Source organism: Streptomyces sp. NPDC055189 (assembly GCF_053606765.1).
Window position 1 is genome coordinate 1 of record NZ_JBSGSG010000133.1, and the last position, 17111, is coordinate 17111.

The 17111-nt window shown below is 68.4% G+C and carries 18 protein-coding genes; 10 read left to right on the forward strand and 8 right to left on the reverse strand.

What is annotated here, in order from left to right:
* Window positions 1-67: 67 nt before the first annotated feature.
* Window positions 68-550 carry a hypothetical protein gene (locus tag ACWFR3_RS44415; RefSeq protein WP_453740404.1) on the reverse strand — a complete coding sequence of 161 codons (483 nt, stop codon included), beginning with the start codon at window positions 548-550 and terminating at the stop codon, window positions 68-70.
* 190 nt (window positions 551-740) lie between these two features.
* Here ACWFR3_RS44415 and ACWFR3_RS44420 point away from each other — a divergent pair, with 190 nt between their 5' ends.
* Entirely contained in the window at window positions 741-1424 is a 684-nt protein-coding gene (locus tag ACWFR3_RS44420) for a hypothetical protein (RefSeq protein ID WP_453740405.1), read from the forward strand.
* On the forward strand, window positions 1421-2446 hold the full coding sequence (locus tag ACWFR3_RS44425) for a hypothetical protein (RefSeq protein WP_453740406.1): 1026 nt from the start codon (window positions 1421-1423) through the stop codon (window positions 2444-2446). Before ACWFR3_RS44420 ends, ACWFR3_RS44425 begins: the two co-directional genes overlap by 4 nt.
* A gap of 23 nt (window positions 2447-2469) precedes the next feature.
* On the opposite strand, the gene ACWFR3_RS44430 is transcribed toward ACWFR3_RS44425, so the two are convergent.
* Window positions 2470-3264 (reverse strand): hypothetical protein, encoded by a 795-nt coding sequence (locus ACWFR3_RS44430; RefSeq protein WP_453740407.1) that lies wholly within the window; start codon window positions 3262-3264, stop codon window positions 2470-2472.
* Between the two features lie 396 nt (window positions 3265-3660).
* Between ACWFR3_RS44430 and ACWFR3_RS44435 the strand changes: the two genes are divergently transcribed.
* The 8 genes from ACWFR3_RS44435 to ACWFR3_RS44470 all read left to right on the forward strand — a co-directional run bounded on the left by ACWFR3_RS44435 (window position 3661) and on the right by ACWFR3_RS44470 (window position 12531).
* A complete protein-coding gene (locus ACWFR3_RS44435; RefSeq protein ID WP_453740408.1) occupies window positions 3661-3984 on the forward strand; it encodes a hypothetical protein in 324 nt (107 codons plus the stop codon).
* Window position 3985: 1 nt separating this feature from the next.
* A complete protein-coding gene (locus tag ACWFR3_RS44440; RefSeq protein WP_453740409.1) occupies window positions 3986-5248 on the forward strand; it encodes an enoyl-CoA hydratase/isomerase family protein in 1263 nt (420 codons plus the stop codon).
* Between the two features lie 88 nt (window positions 5249-5336).
* The gene (locus ACWFR3_RS44445; RefSeq protein WP_453740410.1) at window positions 5337-6227 is read left to right on the forward strand and encodes a hypothetical protein; all 891 of its coding nucleotides are present in this window, start codon (window positions 5337-5339) and stop codon (window positions 6225-6227) included.
* 20 nt (window positions 6228-6247) lie between these two features.
* Complete coding sequence (locus ACWFR3_RS44450; RefSeq protein ID WP_453740411.1) at window positions 6248-6964, forward strand: hypothetical protein; 717 nt, start codon at window positions 6248-6250, stop codon at window positions 6962-6964.
* Between the two features lie 240 nt (window positions 6965-7204).
* On the forward strand, window positions 7205-7867 hold the full coding sequence (locus tag ACWFR3_RS44455) for a hypothetical protein (protein ID WP_453740412.1): 663 nt from the start codon (window positions 7205-7207) through the stop codon (window positions 7865-7867).
* A gap of 21 nt (window positions 7868-7888) precedes the next feature.
* Window positions 7889-8818, forward strand: coding sequence for a hypothetical protein (locus ACWFR3_RS44460; protein ID WP_453740413.1), 930 nt, complete (start codon window positions 7889-7891; stop codon window positions 8816-8818).
* 142 nt (window positions 8819-8960) lie between these two features.
* Entirely contained in the window at window positions 8961-11177 is a 2217-nt protein-coding gene (locus ACWFR3_RS44465; protein WP_453740414.1) for a hypothetical protein, read from the forward strand.
* A complete protein-coding gene (locus tag ACWFR3_RS44470) occupies window positions 11167-12531 on the forward strand; it encodes a hypothetical protein (protein ID WP_453740415.1) in 1365 nt (454 codons plus the stop codon). Before ACWFR3_RS44465 ends, ACWFR3_RS44470 begins: the two co-directional genes overlap by 11 nt.
* Before the next feature lie 30 nt (window positions 12532-12561).
* Here ACWFR3_RS44470 and ACWFR3_RS44475 read toward each other — a convergent pair whose 3' ends face one another.
* The 6 genes from ACWFR3_RS44475 to ACWFR3_RS44500 form a co-directional block, all read right to left on the reverse strand.
* Complete coding sequence (locus ACWFR3_RS44475) at window positions 12562-13086, reverse strand: hypothetical protein (RefSeq protein ID WP_453740416.1); 525 nt, start codon at window positions 13084-13086, stop codon at window positions 12562-12564.
* Between the two features lie 229 nt (window positions 13087-13315).
* Window positions 13316-13882 (reverse strand): hypothetical protein, encoded by a 567-nt coding sequence (locus ACWFR3_RS44480; protein WP_453740417.1) that lies wholly within the window; start codon window positions 13880-13882, stop codon window positions 13316-13318.
* 2 nt (window positions 13883-13884) lie between these two features.
* Window positions 13885-14505: a hypothetical protein gene (locus ACWFR3_RS44485; protein ID WP_453740418.1), complete on the reverse strand. Its 621-nt coding sequence runs from the start codon at window positions 14503-14505 to the stop codon at window positions 13885-13887.
* Window positions 14506-14528: 23 nt separating this feature from the next.
* Window positions 14529-15200, reverse strand: a complete 672-nt coding sequence (locus ACWFR3_RS44490) for a hypothetical protein (RefSeq protein ID WP_453740419.1) — start codon at window positions 15198-15200, stop codon at window positions 14529-14531.
* 52 nt (window positions 15201-15252) lie between these two features.
* Window positions 15253-16632: a hypothetical protein gene (locus ACWFR3_RS44495; protein WP_453740420.1), complete on the reverse strand. Its 1380-nt coding sequence runs from the start codon at window positions 16630-16632 to the stop codon at window positions 15253-15255.
* 3 nt (window positions 16633-16635) lie between these two features.
* Window positions 16636-16932, reverse strand: a complete 297-nt coding sequence (locus tag ACWFR3_RS44500) for a hypothetical protein (protein ID WP_453740421.1) — start codon at window positions 16930-16932, stop codon at window positions 16636-16638.
* Window positions 16933-17111 lie beyond the last annotated feature (179 nt).

A 17111-nucleotide genomic window follows, 5' to 3' on the forward strand; every position in this document is an offset into this window, starting at 1 on the left:
GAGGGAGGGAGGGAGGGAGGGAGGGAGGGAGGGAGGGAGGGAGGGAGGGAGGGAGGGGCGGGCGGGGCTATCCGGGAGGGTTCCCCCATGTCGCCGTCAGGTCCGTGCAGTGGACGGTGATCTTCGCGTCCGTCAGCTCCAGTTCGTGCGTTGCGCCGCCGGCCACCGCCTCGCTCGGCAGGACTTCGTCCAGTAGGAGGGTGATCGTTTGCGTCCAGTCGATCGACCGCTCGTAGTCGATGGCGAAGTGGGTGACGCCGGTGCATTCGATGCGTAGCGCTTCGTCGTGTTTCCACTGGTTGGGGGCGAATGTGAGTGTTGCCGACCCGTCAGTACCGTGCGTTGTTTGCACGGGGAGGGTGATGTTGACGAGCTCCAAGTCCTTTACGCAGCGGGGGCTGGAGAAGGTGTAGTGCTCCGGGGCGGACGCGTAGGCCCATGCCCCGGCGGGCAGTGCTCCTCGGAGGGCGGGCAGTACTGCCAGGTATTGCCGTGGGTCGACTCGAAAGCCGTGCGCTTCCTCGTCCCAGTCGGCCTGTACGTACTTCATTTGGTGGAGCTTTCCATTCCGGAACTCTGGGTGGGCCATACATCCGGGATGCGACCGAACTGGTGCGATTTGTACGGCCATTTGCCGCACGAGACTTTCACTACTTCGCAAAGTTAACCCTGGCGAAGGCATTGACCACTTCAGTACCTTCGGATGGCTTGTAGAACTGTCGCCCCACCGGGAGTCATACGTGAACCGCAGTCGCGCCCTGCCCGCCGCCGTCGTCTCGCTGACGGCTGCCACCGCTCTGCTCCTGACCGGATGCGGGGGTGGCAACGACGACAAGGACTCGGGCAAGGACAAGATCGCCGGGGCGGATGAGGGGGGCTCGAAGAAGACTGCGTCGCCGAGCGCGGGCAAGAGCGAAGTTCCTGGCATCGAACGCCCGAAGATGCAGCTCCCCTCCGACGTCAGTCTCGTTTTCGACGAAGCCAACGTGAGTGAGCCCGATCAGTCGGCAGCTGCGAGTGACGCCCAAAGTTTCGTACGGGCCATCCGGTACGGCATCACCAAGCAGGACGTGAACAACGAGGCGTACAAGTTCTATTCGGAATACAAGAGCCCCGCCTACGCGTACGCGAAGGACCAGATCAAGCAGCGTGTCGACCGAGGGCTGACCATCAGCGGGGAGATGCGCTTCTCCCGTACCAAGGTCACGCCCGCCGAGAACAAGAAGACGAGCGTCGTCTCCTTCTGCAGCGACAGCAGCAAGCTCTACAGCAAGGAAGTGAAGACCAAGAAGGTCCATCACACCAAGCCGAGCATCAACGACTACTACTCCTGGCAGGTCCTCATGACCCCTTCCAAGAATGCCAAGGGTCTGTGGCGGGCCCAGAAGGTACAGGTTCAGGAAAAGGCTGAGGAGTGCAGGTGACCATTCGCCGGATATCGCCGGTCCTGCTTGCCGCTGGTACCGCCTTGCTGCTCGCGGCCGCGGGCCCGGCGCTGGCCGGTGAAGACCCCGTGGTCAGCGACAGCAATACGTCGGCCACGAAGAAGGACAACACCGTCGGGGCCATGGCGCGCATCAGCTACAAGTCGTCCGGCAACGGCGGGCCGGGGTCCGGTCCCGTGACCTCCGTCGACCCCAACTGGACGCCGCCACCTTGCTGGTACGCACCGGAGTGGAAAGCTGGGGAGTTCGCCAAATTCCGTGATCGGCTGTACTTCACCGCACGGCACGACCCGGGTGCTCCGCAGGACGCGCTGAACGACATGTCGGACGAGAACCAGTCGTACGCCAAGGACAACTACAACATCGACAAGGAAAAGGAAGGTATGTGGTGGGGCGCGCAGTTCAGCCCGGACGCCACACTCGAGGAACAACAGAAATGCAACAAGCCACCGTTCTGGGTCGAGAACGGTGAAGATCCCGGCGTTCCCGAAGCCATCGACGCCGAGACCCTCGCGGAGCTCGCCTACAACCAGATCAAGGTGCCCGGCACCAAGGTCAGCCTCGCCCCCGACGGTCCCTCCAAGGTGAACCTCCCGACCTGGGCCTGGCTCGACAAGGGTGACTTCGAGCCCGTGTCTGTAACCGCCTCGCTCGACGCTCCCGGTCTGCACATCGAAGCGACGACGACCGCGAAGCCGGTCGCGCTCAGCATCATGCCTGGCACCGAGGATGCCGTCCGCATTCCCGCGTCCGGCAAGTGCGAGCTGAACGAGGACGGGTCCATCGGCGAGCCGTACGCAAAGGGCAAGGCGAACGAGGAGCCGCCCTGCGGCGTCACCTACCACCGCTCGTCCGGCAACGGAACGTACAACCTCCAGGCCACCGCCACCTGGGACATCACCTGGACCGGCACCGGCGGCACGGGAGGCGATCTTCCGGACGGGGAGTACGGGAACGATCAGCCGGTCACCGTCGAAGAGGTCCAGTCCGTCAACCGCTGACCCCCGGCGGCGCCGGTTCGCGTTCAGTCGCGCAGCCGTGCTCCGGAGAACGCAAGCAGGCCCTCCAGCTCGATCTCGTGCGGTGCGACCGCGTCGGGGTCCGGCGGGGGGCCTGCTGTCGTTCCCCACTCCGCGATGAGCCACGGGCCGGTGTGCCACTCGACGCGCCACACCTTTCCGTGGCGATTCTCGAACTCCACGAAGCTGCCGAGAGCGTTCTCCAGTTGGCGGAGTTCCTGCTCGAGGGTCCGCTCTTTGGTGTAACCCCGGCCCGGGTTGGTGCTCCGGCCGCGCGTCCGGGTGTTGGCGTAGCGCATCTTGAGGTACGGGACCGGGTCCCGGCGGTCGAACCCGCTCAGCCGCAGCATGCGATAGCGGGAGATCGCCTCGTCGAGGGTCTCCGTACCGGAGAACTCGTAGGCGTACGCGGGGAATACGAGGCGTACGTGCGGCGTCAGGTCGGGGTTCTCCACGCGGTAGAAGCCGTGGGTCCCGGGGGACAGCCCGACGACCACGTCGAAGCGGTGCTGCTCGCCCCCGACCGTCCGTGTCCGTGGCGCGCAGAAGCCGTCCGCCGTGCCGATGTGGGGGTTGCGGGCGAAGATCTCCGGCTCCCGCTTCCTCGCGAACTCCAGGGTGGAGGCGGCCAGTTCGCGGTCGAACGGGCCGGGGCCGCTCAGCTGGAGCAGGCGGCGCCCGTCGGCGGAGAGCGCGCCGGCGAAGTTCACGGTGCGGACCGGTGACCAGGACCAGGCATCGGTGAGGCCGGGAAGCGGGGACAGGTTCTTGAAGCCGTCCACCACTGGGCGCAGATCCATCGCCCCCCTGTAACTCCCTCCCGCTCTCGCCTCGTGGGCCGTCCTTCGTGCCGCACGCAGTCCTGCGAATTGAACCTACAGCGAGGGTTCTCGGGCGCCACCGCTCCCTCCCTCCCCACCTCCCTCCCCCGTCAAGCCCTGCCTCCCTCCCTCCCATCAAGCCGGCCGAGGCCCGGAAAGTAAATGGAAGCAAATCTGAAGGCAAAGGGAAGGCAAGGTGTTCCCGGCCTGTTCAGGCCTGCTCTTACCTGGCCTGCACATCTCCCTCTGCCGTCCCGCACCTCACACGGGTTCGCGCTGGCGAACCCATGCATCCCACAGTTATCGTCGGCTCCGGCGCCCTCGCGGCGCGCCTGCCAGCCGACGTTGACCGCCGAGGGGAAACACACAGCGGACATGAGCGATCTACGCCTCGACGACACGATTTTCGAAGAGCTGCGCAAGACCTTTTCCACGGTCAGCGACCGCATGGACGCCGCACGGCGCACCCTCCGCGGCACCGACGGCTCGGTCGTCGGCGCGGGCAAACTCGTCGAGGACGTGCATGAGTTCGCCGACGAGTGGGGTTACGGCGTCAAGCAGCTCGGCAAGCACACGCACGGCGCCGTGAAGATGATCAACAAGATCGGCGAGAAGTTCAGCGAGTTGGACCAGGAGCTCGCCGAGTCGCTCAAGTCGGCCAAGGCCGACTCGAAGGACTCGAAGAAGAAGGGCAAGTAGCGTGGGGAAGCGGCCTGCCTTTCCGCACATCGGCTGGGACCCCACCCCCGGGGACGTGACCGACACCCGCCAGCTCGCGAAGAAGCTGGGCGGGCTCGCTACAGAACTCGGCAACGCTGTACGGGACTTGGAGCGCATCGAGTGCGGGGCCTGGAAGGGCAAGACCGCGCTCGCCTTCACCGAGTACATCGGGCAGGACGTCACGCCCCTCGTACGCAAGAGCCACGAGTCGTTCGACAAGGCCTCCCGTGCGCTGCACAAGTGGGCCGGTGAGCTGCAGGACTTCCAGGACGAGGCGGACCGGCTCGAGAAGTCGGCCGGGGAGAAACTGGATGCCCGGGCGGAGGCGAAGCCCGAAAGCGATGAGTCCGCCAAGGCTTCGGGGGACGTCGACGGAGTCGCCCAGAAGGTCTATGAGCTGGAGGAGCGCTACAAGCGTGCCGCCGGAAGTATCAGCAAGGAGCTCGACAAAGCCGGCGACATCGCGCCGGACGAGCCCGGCTTCTGGGACAAGCTCGGCAAGGGCATCGCGGACGCGTGGGACGCCACCGGTGACTGGCTCAAGGACCACGCCGATCTGATCAAGGTGATCGGCGACGTCCTCAGCGACCTCAGCGGCATTCTCGCCTTCCTCGCCATCGTCACGCTGCCCTTCGAGCCGCTGGGCGCCATCTTCGGTGCGGCGGCACTGCTCACCAGCGGCCTGGCCCTCCTCAGCCACGGCATCGCGATGGCCGCCGGTGCCGACGTCAGCTGGGTGTCCATCGGGTTCGACGCCCTGGGGTTGCTGCCGGGCATCGGCGCGTTCAGCAAGGAGGGTGTCGCGATCGCCAAGGGCGCCACCGCCGCGAAGGAGGCCAAGGTCTTCGGAGCAGGCTTCAGGAATCTCGGCCCCAAGACCGCCAGGAACTTGGTCGCGTTCGGCGAGGGCGCCGGGGTGACGGGAGGGAAGGCACTCTCCCGTTTCGGGAAGACAGTGACTCTCTGGGGGACCAAAGAGGTGCAAGTCGTCGGCCATGAGAGCACGAAGCTCAATCGCCTCGCCGGTGTCATGAACCAGGGCTACCGGCCGGGCCAGCTCATAGGCACCAAGGGATGGAACATGCTGGCTCCCGAACGGCTGGCCGCCGACCCGCTGAGCACGATGAGCCGGGGCATCGACGCGACCATCAAGATCGCTCCGAAGCTCTGGTCCATACCCCAGCATGTCGGGGAGGCGGTTCACCTCGGTGACCGGCTCGACCAATCCGCCACCTCGCACTGAACCGTCTCTCCGCGCCCGGCGCTCGCTCATTCGCTGAGCCGGCACCCCACCGCACGTACTGCACCCACTCCCGTCGAAGGCCCAGCTCATGACCGCATGGCATCCGCAACCGGGCGAGGTCCAACTCTCCCGAGACCTGGTGACGTTCGCCACCGGCGTCGCCCCGCAGGTTTCCGGAATGCGCTGGTTCCGGGATCCTGACCGGCTCGACATCCAGGATCAGCTGTCCGGTTGGCCCGAAGGCTCCCGCTACTCGCCCCGGACCAAGTCCGAGCAGCGGACCCGTTCGGCGGCGCGATTCGGGCTGCGCGGTCTCTATGCCGTCGTCGCGGGCGGTCTTGAGACACTGGCGGGCTCGGGCAGCGTCACCAAGGTCCCCCGGGCGATCGGGCACCCGCCCGAGGATCCCGCGAACGAGGTCGAGGACTTCCCCGTCGTGTGGGCAGCCCCCGGCACTCTCGCCCGGACTCTCCCCTGGCAGCTCGACCCGGGCCGACGCCCCACCGGCTACCTCACGTACGCCGTCGTCACCGACCGCCGGGTCGTGGTCCTCGGACGCGCCGACGGCGGACGCGGAGAACCTGAAGTCCTCTGGGAGTGCGCACGTACGGATATCGCCGGCACCGAGCGGCGCAACTTCAGCAAGGAGAACTCGGACGCGGTCATCCGGTTCGCCGACGGCTCGTGGTGCCGCCTGCACGTGTCGTTGCCGTACGGGCTGCTGCGCTACCTGGCGACCCCGCACGAGCTGCTCGGCGACGATCAGCTCAGCGCGGGGCAGCGGCAGGCCGTCGCGGCCTTCGCCACCCGCCACGCGCTCGACGAACGTCCCGTCGTCAGCCGACGGCCCAGTGGACACATCCTCGTCGAGCACCGCGCGGGAGACGGGCCGCCCGCGTCCGTCGGAGCCGGCACCGGGGGGTACCAACTCATCGGCCCCGACGGTGAGGACGTCGAAGAGCAGCCCGACGACTACTGATCAGGATCAGGACCGAACACATGGCCACCCCCACGGACGTCATACCGCCCGCCCCGAGCGGCGGCGCACCGCTCCCGCCGATGACATTCACCGCTCCGGAGGGGTTCTTCGCCCTCCCCTTGGCGGAGACTCCCGAGGAACGTGCCGCCCTCGCCGACACCTTCGTACGGGAGCTCTACGCTCGCGGCGACGAGTCGATCTGGACCCCCGCGGCCCCCTACTACGCAGCCATCGCCGAGTACATGGCGGAGCAAGGGCTCGCCTACTCCGCCATGGGACTCTTCTCGACGGACGAGGGCGGCGTGGCTCAGTGCGCCTTCACGGTGGCCGCCCTCGAAACCGATCAGACCGACACCGATGTCGCGGCTCAGGGCATCCTGTCGGCCCTCGGCCGCGATCCGCTCAACGACGCCCGCTGGATGGACCTGCCGTGTGGACCGGCGGTCTCCTGTGTCACGCTGCGGGAATTCAAACTCGCTCCGGACGTCTCGGCCACGGGCGAGGAGGCTGTTCTGCCGACCGGCCAGATCCAAGTCCATGTGCCGTTCCCCAACGGCCCGTACACCGCCGTCTTCACCCTCTTCACCGCGTCCGTCGACTACTGGGGCGAGTTCTGCGACATGGTGGTGACCATTCTGCGGACGGTGAGCTTCGCAGACCCCGGGCATGATCCCGATCGCGGCCCCAGTGAGGTGGCTTTCGAGGAATCCCGAGCTGAAGAGTCCGGGAGGGCCTGATCGTCGATGGACTGGTACCCCGCCCGCGATGAGGACTTGCTCCTTCGCACCACCGCGAAGTTCGCCACAGGAATTGCCTCTGCCGTCGATGGACTCCGCTGGTTTCGCGACCCGGAACGTCGTGATATTCAGGGCGATTTGCTCGCCAAGGGCTGGCCCTCTGCACCGACGTACGAGCTTCGCACCACAGGTGATCGTGCTGCCCGTGGTGCGCTGCACACACTCCTCGTCGGCATCCCCATGGTGGCGAATATCATCGCCAACCTCGGCGGAGCCTCGGGCACGCCCCTGGGAGAGGTGCCCCTCCGGGGCAAGCCCCGGGAACCGGAGAACGAGGTCGAGGACTTCCCCGTCATGTGGGCCGCCCCCGGCACCCTCGCCCGTACCGTCCCCTGGCAGTTGGACCCCGCGCGGCGGCCCAAGGAGCTCGCGACCGATCTCGTCCTGACCGATCGGCGGTTGATCTTCCTCGGGACCCGTTGGGGGACCCTCGACAAGGCCGAGGTGCTGGGCGAGTTTCCGCGCGAGTCCATCGCCGGTGCGCGGCAGATGAAGTTCAGCGAGATCAACGCGGACGTCCGGATCACGTTCACGGACGGATCCTGGATCCGGCTGTTCACGGGCACACCGGACAGCGCGGAGCGGCTCGATCAAGTGCTCAGCGGCACGGTTCGGCTCCTGACGGAACGCACGCTTTCCGAGGGGCAGCGGGAGCGAGTGGCGCAATTCATGGGCGCGCTGCCGAAGACAGCGCATCCGCCCACCTTCACCGTGCTCCGCAGCGGCATCGTCCTGGTGGAGTCCCGCGTCGCCGTCCGGGCAGGTTCGGGGATCTTCGAGACGCATTCCATCTTGATGGACGACGAGGGCCGCCCCGCGCAGGCCGCCGACGACGATCTCTGAGCCGAGTGCAGGGAGCACGGAATGACCCCTTGGAACCCCGAGCCCGGCGAGACCCTCCTCGCCCGTATCCCCGTCAACTTCGCCACCGGGGCCGCCACGCCCGTATCCGGCATGCGCTGGTTTCGGGATGAGGAACGGCGCGATATTCAGGGGGAGTTGGCGGGATGGCCCGACGGGCGCGTTTACGTCAAGCGGTCGAATGCGTCCCGTGTCGCCCGCAGTGGCCTCAAGGCCGGGCTTCTGGTCGCACTCATCGCCGTCGTCGGAGTCCTCGGCGGCACCGGGGTCGGTAACGTCAGTACGCTCGGGCGCTCCGACGATCCGGAGGACGAGGTCGAGGACTTCCCCGTGCTGTGGGGCGCGCCCGGCACCCTCGCGCGCGACTTGCCGTGGCAGCTCGACTCCGCCCGTCGACCCAGCACCGACCGCACCCACGCGATCATCACCGACCGCCGTCTTCTCGTCGTCGGGCTGCTGGATGACGAGGAGACCATCTGGGACGACGTCCTGTGGGAAGTGCCGCGTTCCGCCGTCGGCCTCGTGGAGCCGCGTGACTTCGGTAGCGGGCACGACGTCAAGGTCGTCTTTACGGACGGTTCTTGGTGCAGGCTGAGCAGCCGGTGGCGTGACGCGTTCGTGGATCGTCTGCGGGACGTCCCGGAGATTGTCCGTCTTGAGGAGCTCACCACCGCTCAGCGCATGACCGTCATGACCTTCGCCGCCGCACATTCCGCCGCCGGAACGCCGCTCGTCACCCGGCAGTCCGACGGCAATTTCCTCGTCGGGATCCGGGCGTCGGACCGTGTCAGTCCTTCCCAGGGGCTCTGCGAAGGCGTGCAGCACATGGTCATGGGGGCGGACGGCGAGGAGATCAAGGAGGAGTGGATGGCCAGTTCCCTTACTCCGCCCCGTAACAGCGCCCCCATGGAAACGCCTCCGTCGCGACAGTAAAGTGCGCCCAATGAGCTACGGGGTGGGACGACGGGGCAGCGGGGCGGGGAGCAGGGGTTACGCGGGGCCCCACGAAGGGGGCTACTCGGGTCCCTGCGAGGGGCCCTACGCGGGGGCAGCCCGTGTCGGGGGTATACCGCGCGTGAACCCCGGCCGGCGACGGCTACCCGCGTTGCTTGCCGCCCTCTGTTCCCTTCTCCTCCTCACCACCGGTGGCGCAAGTCTCGCCTCCGCGACGCCCGCCGCCGCCCCGCACACCGAGGCCGTGCAGGACGGCAGCCAGAACGACGGCGTAGACGGCATCCAGGGCGTAGACGGCATCCAGTACGACGGCGAGGACGTCAGCCAGAACGACGGCAAGGACGAAACCACCCAAGCCGCCGCCCTCGCCGCCCGCCTCCGAACCAACCCCGTCTACGTCACCGACCAGCTCCCCCGCGACATCCCCCGCTCCACCGCCCCCGAGTTCGCGAAGCTCGCCAAGCGCACCGGCGTGCCCACCTACGTCCTCGTACTGCCCGACCAGGACAACGGCGACCAGCTGCTCGCGGCCGTGCACGACCGGCTCGGGCGGGACGGGCTCTATGTGCTCGTCAGCGACATGGGGGTCGCCGACGCCGCGGCCTTCGGGGTGCGGGCGCCGGCCGCTGACGCGTTCACCGTGTCGCTCTACGAGCTGCCTTACGACGCCGGGCCGCTGCTCAGCTTCGAGCGGTTCACCGACGTCATCGCGCTCGGCGGCAAGAAGGCCGCCGAGCGTGCGGACGCCGCCCGTAAGAAGAGCGAGGCCTCGGGCGGCGAAGGCGCCGACAAGATGCACATCGATCCCGTCGACCGTGACAACCAGTCCTTCGTCACCGGGATCGCCCTCACCGGCGTACCGCTCCTGATCCTCCTCCTGAGTCCGTATCTGCGGCGGTGGATCCGGCGGCAGCGGTCGGCAGGCGGCAGCACGGCTGCGGGCGCGGCCACGGAGCGGTCGAGCGGGCCCCGGCGGCACTTCACCCCACTCCGCATCGAGGCCGGTGTCGCCGTCATCGCCGCGGGTGCGGTCGCCCTCGGTGCCTTCCTCGCCTTCCATGAGGACTCGGCCAGTGCCTCCCCTCCGCCCACCGCGTCCGACCTGTCCAGCCGCGTCGAGCGGGTCGCCGCCGGGCTGAAGCAGGGGGACAAGGCAAACGGGGCCATCTACAGCGACCCCGAGAGCCCGCGCCCCCTCGACTCCGCCCAGCGTCGCGAACTCCTTACCCACATCCAGAAGTTCGACCGCGGTCCCGTCCGCATCGTCCTCGTACCGCAGCTCACCGAGGACGAGTCCGGAGGCGAGCCCGAGCTCTTCGTGGAGGCCGTGCGGCAGCGGATGGGCGCCGAGGGCGCGAACGGGGTGTACGTCGTCGCGGATCCGATCGGCGGCTCCATCGACGTCGTCACCTATGACGTACGCATCGACGCCAATCGCATCGCCTTCGACATCCCCGACTCCATCCGTTACGGCGATGACGACGACCGCTCCGCCGACCACCAGCTCGGCGAGCGGCTCGACGACCTGATGACGTTCCTCGACAAGTCGCCGCGCTCCGCGCGCGCGGAGACGTCCTCGCTCGGCATGGACGACGCGCCCGAGCCCGTCGAGGACGAGGCCCTGCGCCCGCTCTTCTCCGGCGACTTCTGGCCGGGTCTCCTGATCGGCGCTCTCGCGGCCGGGCTGCTCTTCGGAATCATCACGACGCTCCTCGGGCTGCTGCGGCTCGCGGTGCCGTCGCTGCGGCGGACGTCGGCCACCACCGTCACGCCCGACGGCGCCTTCCGCTTCGCGGCGCCGCCGGACCCCTCCCCCGACTTCCTGCGCCGTACCGCCCGTGACGAACTCGACGCGCTGGCCCGCGAGTTCGACGCGGACGCCGCTCTCCGCTCCTCCGTCCGCACCCGCGTCTACGACTGCCTCGACGCCGCGACGCTGCTCGCCGACCGCGACCCCGACGGGCATGTCGACGACGACGCCACGCCCGCCGATCTCGCCGCCGCGATCGTCCTGGCCCGGGTCGGGCGCAGCACACTCGCCGGCAACGACAAGCCCTGCTGCGCGCTCAACCCGCTGCACGGACCGTCCACGGGGTGGCGCGACGCCCGCTACTCGCCTCAGGACCAGCGCCTGCGCACCATCCCGGTGTGCGCGGAGTGCCGCGTCCTCGTCGAGGTGCAGCCGCGTCTCGCCTACACGCTCCGGCTCACGCTGCCGGGGTCGGCGAGCCGTTCCGGGCGCGTGCCGTACGAGGAAACGCCTGGCCCGCTGCCCGCCATAGCCAACGGGATTCCTCAACTCATCAGCCAGGTACGGGAGTACGCCGGTGTTCAGTGACCTGAAGCGTCTGACCGCGGCCGGGATCGTCGCCTTCATCGCCTCCACCGCCCTCACCGCCCTCCTTGCCACGGCCACGCCCTCCGTGGCGCAGGCGCCGGGTGCCCCCGCCCCGAGCCCCGGCCAGAAGATCGCCGCTGCCCTGCGCAAGTCACCGGTGTACGTCGACGCCTCGTACGCCGACTCCGTACCGCCGGCCCGCCAGAAGCAGCTCGTACGGCAGATCGAGAAGACCGGCCTGCCGATCAAGGTCGCCCTGGTGCCGCTGGTGCAGGGCGACGCGTACGAAGGCGAGGCCGACGTGTTCGCGGAGGTCGTGCACGACCGCCTCGACCAGCGCGAACTCATCCTCGTCACCGGCGGCGACAAGTGGTCCGGCGACGTGAACGGCTTCGAGTGGCCGGGCGAGAAGCAGCAGGCCCGCGACGCGGTGAGCACGGTCGGTCACCTGGACGAGATGAAAGACGCGGGGCTTGCCGAGCAGACGGCCAAGGCGATCGAGCTGATCGCGCGGGGCGACGGCACGAAGGCGTACGAGAAGGCCACGAAGGACCTGCGGGACGGCAGCGGCAAGGAAAGCGGCAGCCTCCCCGGCCCGGAGACGGCGGAGAAGAGCGACGACTCGTCCTGGCCCTCCTGGCTCTCCTGGCTGCTGCCGGTGGCGGTCGCGCTCGCCCTGGCCGCGGCAGGTCTACTCCTCTTCGTACGACGCCGGGGGCGCGGCCGGTCCGGTCGGTACCCGAGCGCCACGGGAGCGCCGTTCGCCTTCCCTCAAGCGGTGTTCGCGGCGGCGCGTACGGCGGACGAGGCCGCGCTGCGGCGCCAGACGGAGGCGGAGGTCCTCGCCTTGGGCGAGGCGGCGACCGAGGCGACAGCCGCCTCAACGCCGAGCCTTCAGCGCGCACTTGACGCATACGCCGCCGCAAGCACGGTCCTCGACTCGGCGCGCGGCCTGCCGGACCTGGCGGGAGTCCTCGCCCTGGTGGCGGAGGGCAGGGATGCGCTGGCCCCGGACCGCGACGGCACACCGCCACCGCTCCCCCTCTGCTTCTTCAACCCCCTGCACGGCCGCGCCGACGCGCGCATCCGGTGGCGTCCGCTTGGCAGGCGCGACCAGCTGCACGTGGCGGCATGCGGGGAATGCCGGGAAGCGGTGCGCACCCGCCGGGCCCCGGAGGTACTGACGGACGACTTCGAGGGCCGCACGCTCCCGTACTTCGAGGTCCCGGCCGACCGGAGCGTCTGGGCGGCCACGGGCTACGGCTCACTGCTCCGGGACGCGGAGGACGACGGGCTCGCGGTGCGAGTGGGGCGGGGGGACTTTTCGCGGGGGCGGGGGCAGGAACGGGGGTAAGGGGTCGGAGACAGAGGGGGGCGGCGGCAATCAGCCGATCGGCCCCCAATCGCGCCGCGGTCGCGGCGGCTCGTCGGGTGCGGGGGCGGGTGCCGTCCGACCGCCCCGGGTACGGCCCCGCCGCGGTGAGCGCACCAACGCCCACAGACCCATCGCTCCAACCACGAAGAACGGCATCCCGAGCAGCGCCGCGAACCCGAGCGAGAACCAGCCGCCGTCCTCGCCACCGATCAGCTGACGCACCCCGGTGACGGTCATCACCACCAGCAGAAACACGTAAGGAAGGGCCCACGGCCAGGGATTGGGCTCCGGGACGGGTTCGGCTCGGCGGCCCTGGCTGAAGGCGGCGTACCAGTAGCGGGCGCACCACCAGGCCACCGCGTACAGGGACAGGGCTCCCACGGCGAACCCGACCCGTGCGAGCGCCCCGAACCTGCCGCCCACCGCCTCGGCCGTCATTCCCGCCGCCAGCAGCAGCATGACGAGAAACAGCAGGGTGCCGACGGCGAGCCGATGGCGGCGGCTCCCATCGAGGGCGCGGTGTGAGAGGAACATGCGGGCCACCCTAGGAGTGCCTGTCAACACCGCATCAATGGGGCATCAGACCGCCGTCAAGGCGGACGGGATCACGCGGGCGCCGCGCCGAACGCGGGGGGGCATGGCGCCAACTCAGGCGCCCTGACGGCAGGTTGCTGCGCCATCTCATGCACGACGGCTGCTCGGGAGCGTCCGCTGTCGTCCTGGTATCCACGGTTACGGCCGCGTTCGCCCGGCAGGCGCGGCGTTACCGAGCCTGCCTGCTCTTCCCCTTGCCCTTCTTCCGCAGCTTCCGCAGCCGTGCCTGATGTGCGGCCCGGCGTTCTTGCTCGCGCGCCGCGCGGGCCCGGTACGCCGCCCAGCCCAGGGCCGCGGCGGTGACGGCGTAGGTGAGGAGGGCCGGGAAAGCGCCGTCGATCGGGCGGCAAGTGGGTTGGGAGGAGTTGCAGTTGCGGGCCGGGAGCGCCGAGAGGATGTACGCCGTCACGATCACCGGCAGGGCCCAGCACACGCCCGTGGCGACGCGGCGTGCGATGCGCCTCGGGGTTTGGTTGCCCTGCAGCGCGTCGGCTGTCCACAGGCCTCCGTACACTCCGGCCACCGCAAGCGTCCCGGCCATGATCCCGAAGACCCACGCGCCGCCCGGCCAGTCCGCGATCAACGTCGGGGAATCGCGGATCGCCTTGCGCCAGGCGCTCTTCGCCCAGAGGAAGCCGGCTGCCAGGGCGAGCAGCGCAAGGACGAAGGCGGCGAGGGCGAAGCCGTCGCGGGTCCCGGAGCGGCGGGAGCGGCGGGTGTCGTCGGGAGGCGTCATCGTCAGTCCCAGTGCAGGGTGCCGGCCACCACGTCGAACAGCTCCACCATCTTGTCCGCCAGCGGGTCCATGGGCGTGGAGAAGTTCAGGAGCAGCCAGCTCTTGGTCACGGGGATCGGGACGTAGTAGGTGAGGAGGGTGTTCGGGAGCGTGTTGCCGAGTTGGGAGGACGGGTCCGGAGTTTCCCTGCGGCGCTGGCGTACGGCCTTGCCCGCGGCTTCGAGGGTCACCACTCCCACCTCCTCCGCACTCGACTCCGCGCCGTCGCTCTTGGCCGCCAAGTGCTCCGCCAGTTCATGCACGTCCGAGATCTTCGGCCACTCGTCGGGTCCCGGAATGCTGATCAGGAGGGAGGAGGCGAGGGGGAGTTGGCCGATCGACAGGGTCGAGATGTAGAGCTCCGTGCCGCCGACGCCGTAGGCGTCCTTGGCCTTGCGCTGCATCTCCCGCATGAATTGCTTCTTGATGTGCGGGGCGTTGTCCACGCCCCGGAACTGCTGGTCCGCGAGGGCGACGATGCCGCGGTCGCGGTGCTCCGGGGCGAGCGGCAGCTGGAACCAGCCGTCGGGGACGATGACGTTGTAGTCGGAGGGCGGCGAAGTGAATTCGCTGGCGTTCTTCATCAGGGTCTGATTCTCGAATTCACTCAGGGTCGTCCGGATTCCGGCTTCGGGGCGATGTCGTTTCCGTCCTCGTCCACCAGGTCAAGCCGCAGCGTCGGGACGATCTCGTCCACACGCTGTGCGTTCTCCTCCGTCAGCTGGATCTTCTCCCAGGTCGCGGTCACGACGACCAGGCTCTGCATACCGGGCGGGAACACCGCGTACTTCACGAACTCCGTGATGCGTCGCCCCAGGCCGAACATCCGCTTGATCTTCAGCGTCGCCTGGACCCGCACCGCGGGGCCGGCCGCCAGCTCCGGGCGGGTCACCTCCGGATCGCCCACGACCTCGCCGTTCTCCCACTCCAGGAGCAGCGGGAGAACCTCGTCGGCCGTGGGGCGCGGGACGCCCTCGTCGCCGTACGAGTCGATCACCAGGTTGATCAGGCCCTCGCCGCTCTCCGCGTAGTACGCCGCCACCAGGGCCGGAGCGTCCTCGTTGAGGTTGAGCGCCCGCTCGGCCATGTCGTCGAAGACCGCGCTCTTCTCGATCTCCAGGGAGAGCGGGTTGAGTTCGTTGACCGTCTTCGTGGCCAGCGCCTTCGCCTCCGCCTTCGAGTCCTCGCGCAGCGTCAGGTCGACCCAGCCGGGCTGGAGGTCGATACGGACCGCGAAATCCTCGGACAGCGCCGGGACGTCGTCGTCAGGTGTGTTCACTGCGTTCCTTCTTCGGTGGGGAGGACTCAGGCCACGAGATCTTCGGGAGAACTCAGGCGACGAGCGGGTTGAGATTACCGTCGAGGCCGAGGCCGGCCAGCGTAATGCCCGCTCCGGTAACCCCGAGACGCGTCGCCGTCTTCGAGATCTGGCTCACGGCATTCACGTCGAAGTTGCCGAGTCCGGCCGCTCCCGACTTGATCGACTTCAGGTCTGACGCGACGCCGGGGTCGGCCATGGAGAACGACTTTCCGATGCCCTTGAAGGCACTTCCGCCGCCCCGCTGTGCCAGTTCGTTCCTGGCGGCGGCGAAGTTTCCCTCGCCGGGCTTGAGGGTCTTGAGATTCTTGGCCCAGGCGGCCTTCGAGAACGGCTCGGTGAACGGCTCCTTGAGGGACTTCCAGCCGTCGCCCTTCTGCAGCTTGAATTTCTTGCCGGAGAGCTTCCGCAGGTTCTTGTTGGCCCTGGTGACCTGCTTGGCGGTGCGCGCCGCTCCGGCCCGCCCCATCTTGCTGAGCGCCGTCTTCGCGAACTTGCCCGCCACCTTCGAGAAGGCCTTGCCCACGCCCATCAGAAGGAAGCCGACCGCTGCCAGGCCCACATCCATCCAGTCCGCATTGCCCTGGAATACCTGGATGATGGTGCAGATGGTGGTGATCAGCGTGGCAATCATGGCTATCGCGCCCAGAACTCCCGCAAGAGCCTGGCCGATCACCGGAATCCAGCCCACCACCAAGGAGAGGATTCCGCAGACAGTCGAGATCAACTCCGTGATCGACTTGATGTCGTCGACCAGAGACTCCCAGAACCCGTCCTTCAGGGAATCGTCCGCGATGACGTCCTCGATCGCGTCACGCGCGCGCTTCGCCGCGTCATCCCGGACCTTCTTGGCCTGATTGATCTTTTCCCGGGCGGCATCGATCTCGCCGCCCGCGCTGTCCCGCGCCTCTTCGAGCTTCTTCTTGTCTTCCTTGCTGGTGTCTTTCTTGTCCTTGTCGGAAAGGCCGTCCAGGCTCTTCTGGCTGGCGCTCTTCCGCTCGTCCGCGTCCTGCGCCTCCTTGAGGGCGAGGTCCGCCATCTCCTGGGCGCGGTTCAGGTCGGATGCGTAGTTCTTCGGCTTGGCGTGCAGTTTGTCGTCGAAGCCGCCGCCGACCTCCGTCACTTCGCTGCCGAAGGCGTCCGCCGCCGTGTCGTAACGCTTGAACGCGGCTTCCAGCTTCTTGACGTTGCCCTGCGCCTTTTCGCGGAACTCCTTGCCCGCCTTGCTGTCCCAGGCCTCCACCTCGGAGACCGCCTTGATGTTCTTGATCTGCTTCTCGAGCTCATCGGCGGTCTTGCGGAGTTTCTTCCCCAGGTTCGCGACCCGGTCGGCGTCACCGGGAATGGGGTCGTTGTCCGCGACCGGGTGCCAATCGCGTGGGCGTCCGGCCATGGGTCAGCCCTTCTTCTTCGACTTGGGGTCGTCCGTACTGCGGATCGCCTCGGCCAGCTGGTGGTCGATGTCCTCGTACGCCTCGGCGGCGGCCTTGGCGATCTGCGCGAGCGCGTCGACCTCGTCCGTCAGCCTTTTGCGGCTCAGCTTCCAGTTGTCGGCGAAATCACCGAATTTGTCGGCGAGATCACCGTTTCCGAAGTCGTCCTCGTACTGACCGCCGAGATCCTCCAGGCCGTCGAAGGCCTTCTTCACGTTGTTGAGCCCGGTGCCCATGCCCTTGATCACATCAAGGTCCAATCTGGCCCGGTCGCCACCGCCACCCACAGCGCCCCCATGCGTGCGTTCCACTACCGACTACCGACTACCGACATACGACCGGGGGGGGGGGGGGGCGGGGCGGACGGGGGGCCCCCCGCCCCCGGGGGGTTGGTGAACGAAACAGAACCGTGGTAGGGCTGGAGGGCCAGAGAGGGTGT

Bases quoted from the DNA above. Each gene is read 5' to 3' on its own strand.
- ACWFR3_RS44430 (WP_453740407.1), bottom strand. From the start codon at position 3,264: ATGGATCTGCGCCCAGTGGTGGACGGCTTCAAGAACCTGTCCCCGCTT.
- ACWFR3_RS44415 (WP_453740404.1), bottom strand. From the start codon at position 550: ATGAAGTACGTACAGGCCGACTGGGACGAGGAAGCGCACGGCTTTCGA.
- ACWFR3_RS44445 (WP_453740410.1), top strand. From the start codon at position 5,337: ATGACCGCATGGCATCCGCAACCGGGCGAGGTCCAACTCTCCCGAGAC.
- ACWFR3_RS44495 (WP_453740420.1), bottom strand. From the start codon at position 16,632: ATGGCCGGACGCCCACGCGATTGGCACCCGGTCGCGGACAACGACCCC.
- ACWFR3_RS44455 (WP_453740412.1), top strand. From the start codon at position 7,205: ATGGTGGCGAATATCATCGCCAACCTCGGCGGAGCCTCGGGCACGCCC.
- ACWFR3_RS44435 (WP_453740408.1), top strand. From the start codon at position 3,661: ATGAGCGATCTACGCCTCGACGACACGATTTTCGAAGAGCTGCGCAAG.
- ACWFR3_RS44460 (WP_453740413.1), top strand. From the start codon at position 7,889: ATGACCCCTTGGAACCCCGAGCCCGGCGAGACCCTCCTCGCCCGTATC.
- ACWFR3_RS44480 (WP_453740417.1), bottom strand. From the start codon at position 13,882: ATGACGCCTCCCGACGACACCCGCCGCTCCCGCCGCTCCGGGACCCGC.
- ACWFR3_RS44475 (WP_453740416.1), bottom strand. From the start codon at position 13,086: ATGTTCCTCTCACACCGCGCCCTCGATGGGAGCCGCCGCCATCGGCTC.
- ACWFR3_RS44485 (WP_453740418.1), bottom strand. From the start codon at position 14,505: ATGAAGAACGCCAGCGAATTCACTTCGCCGCCCTCCGACTACAACGTC.
- ACWFR3_RS44450 (WP_453740411.1), top strand. From the start codon at position 6,248: ATGGCCACCCCCACGGACGTCATACCGCCCGCCCCGAGCGGCGGCGCA.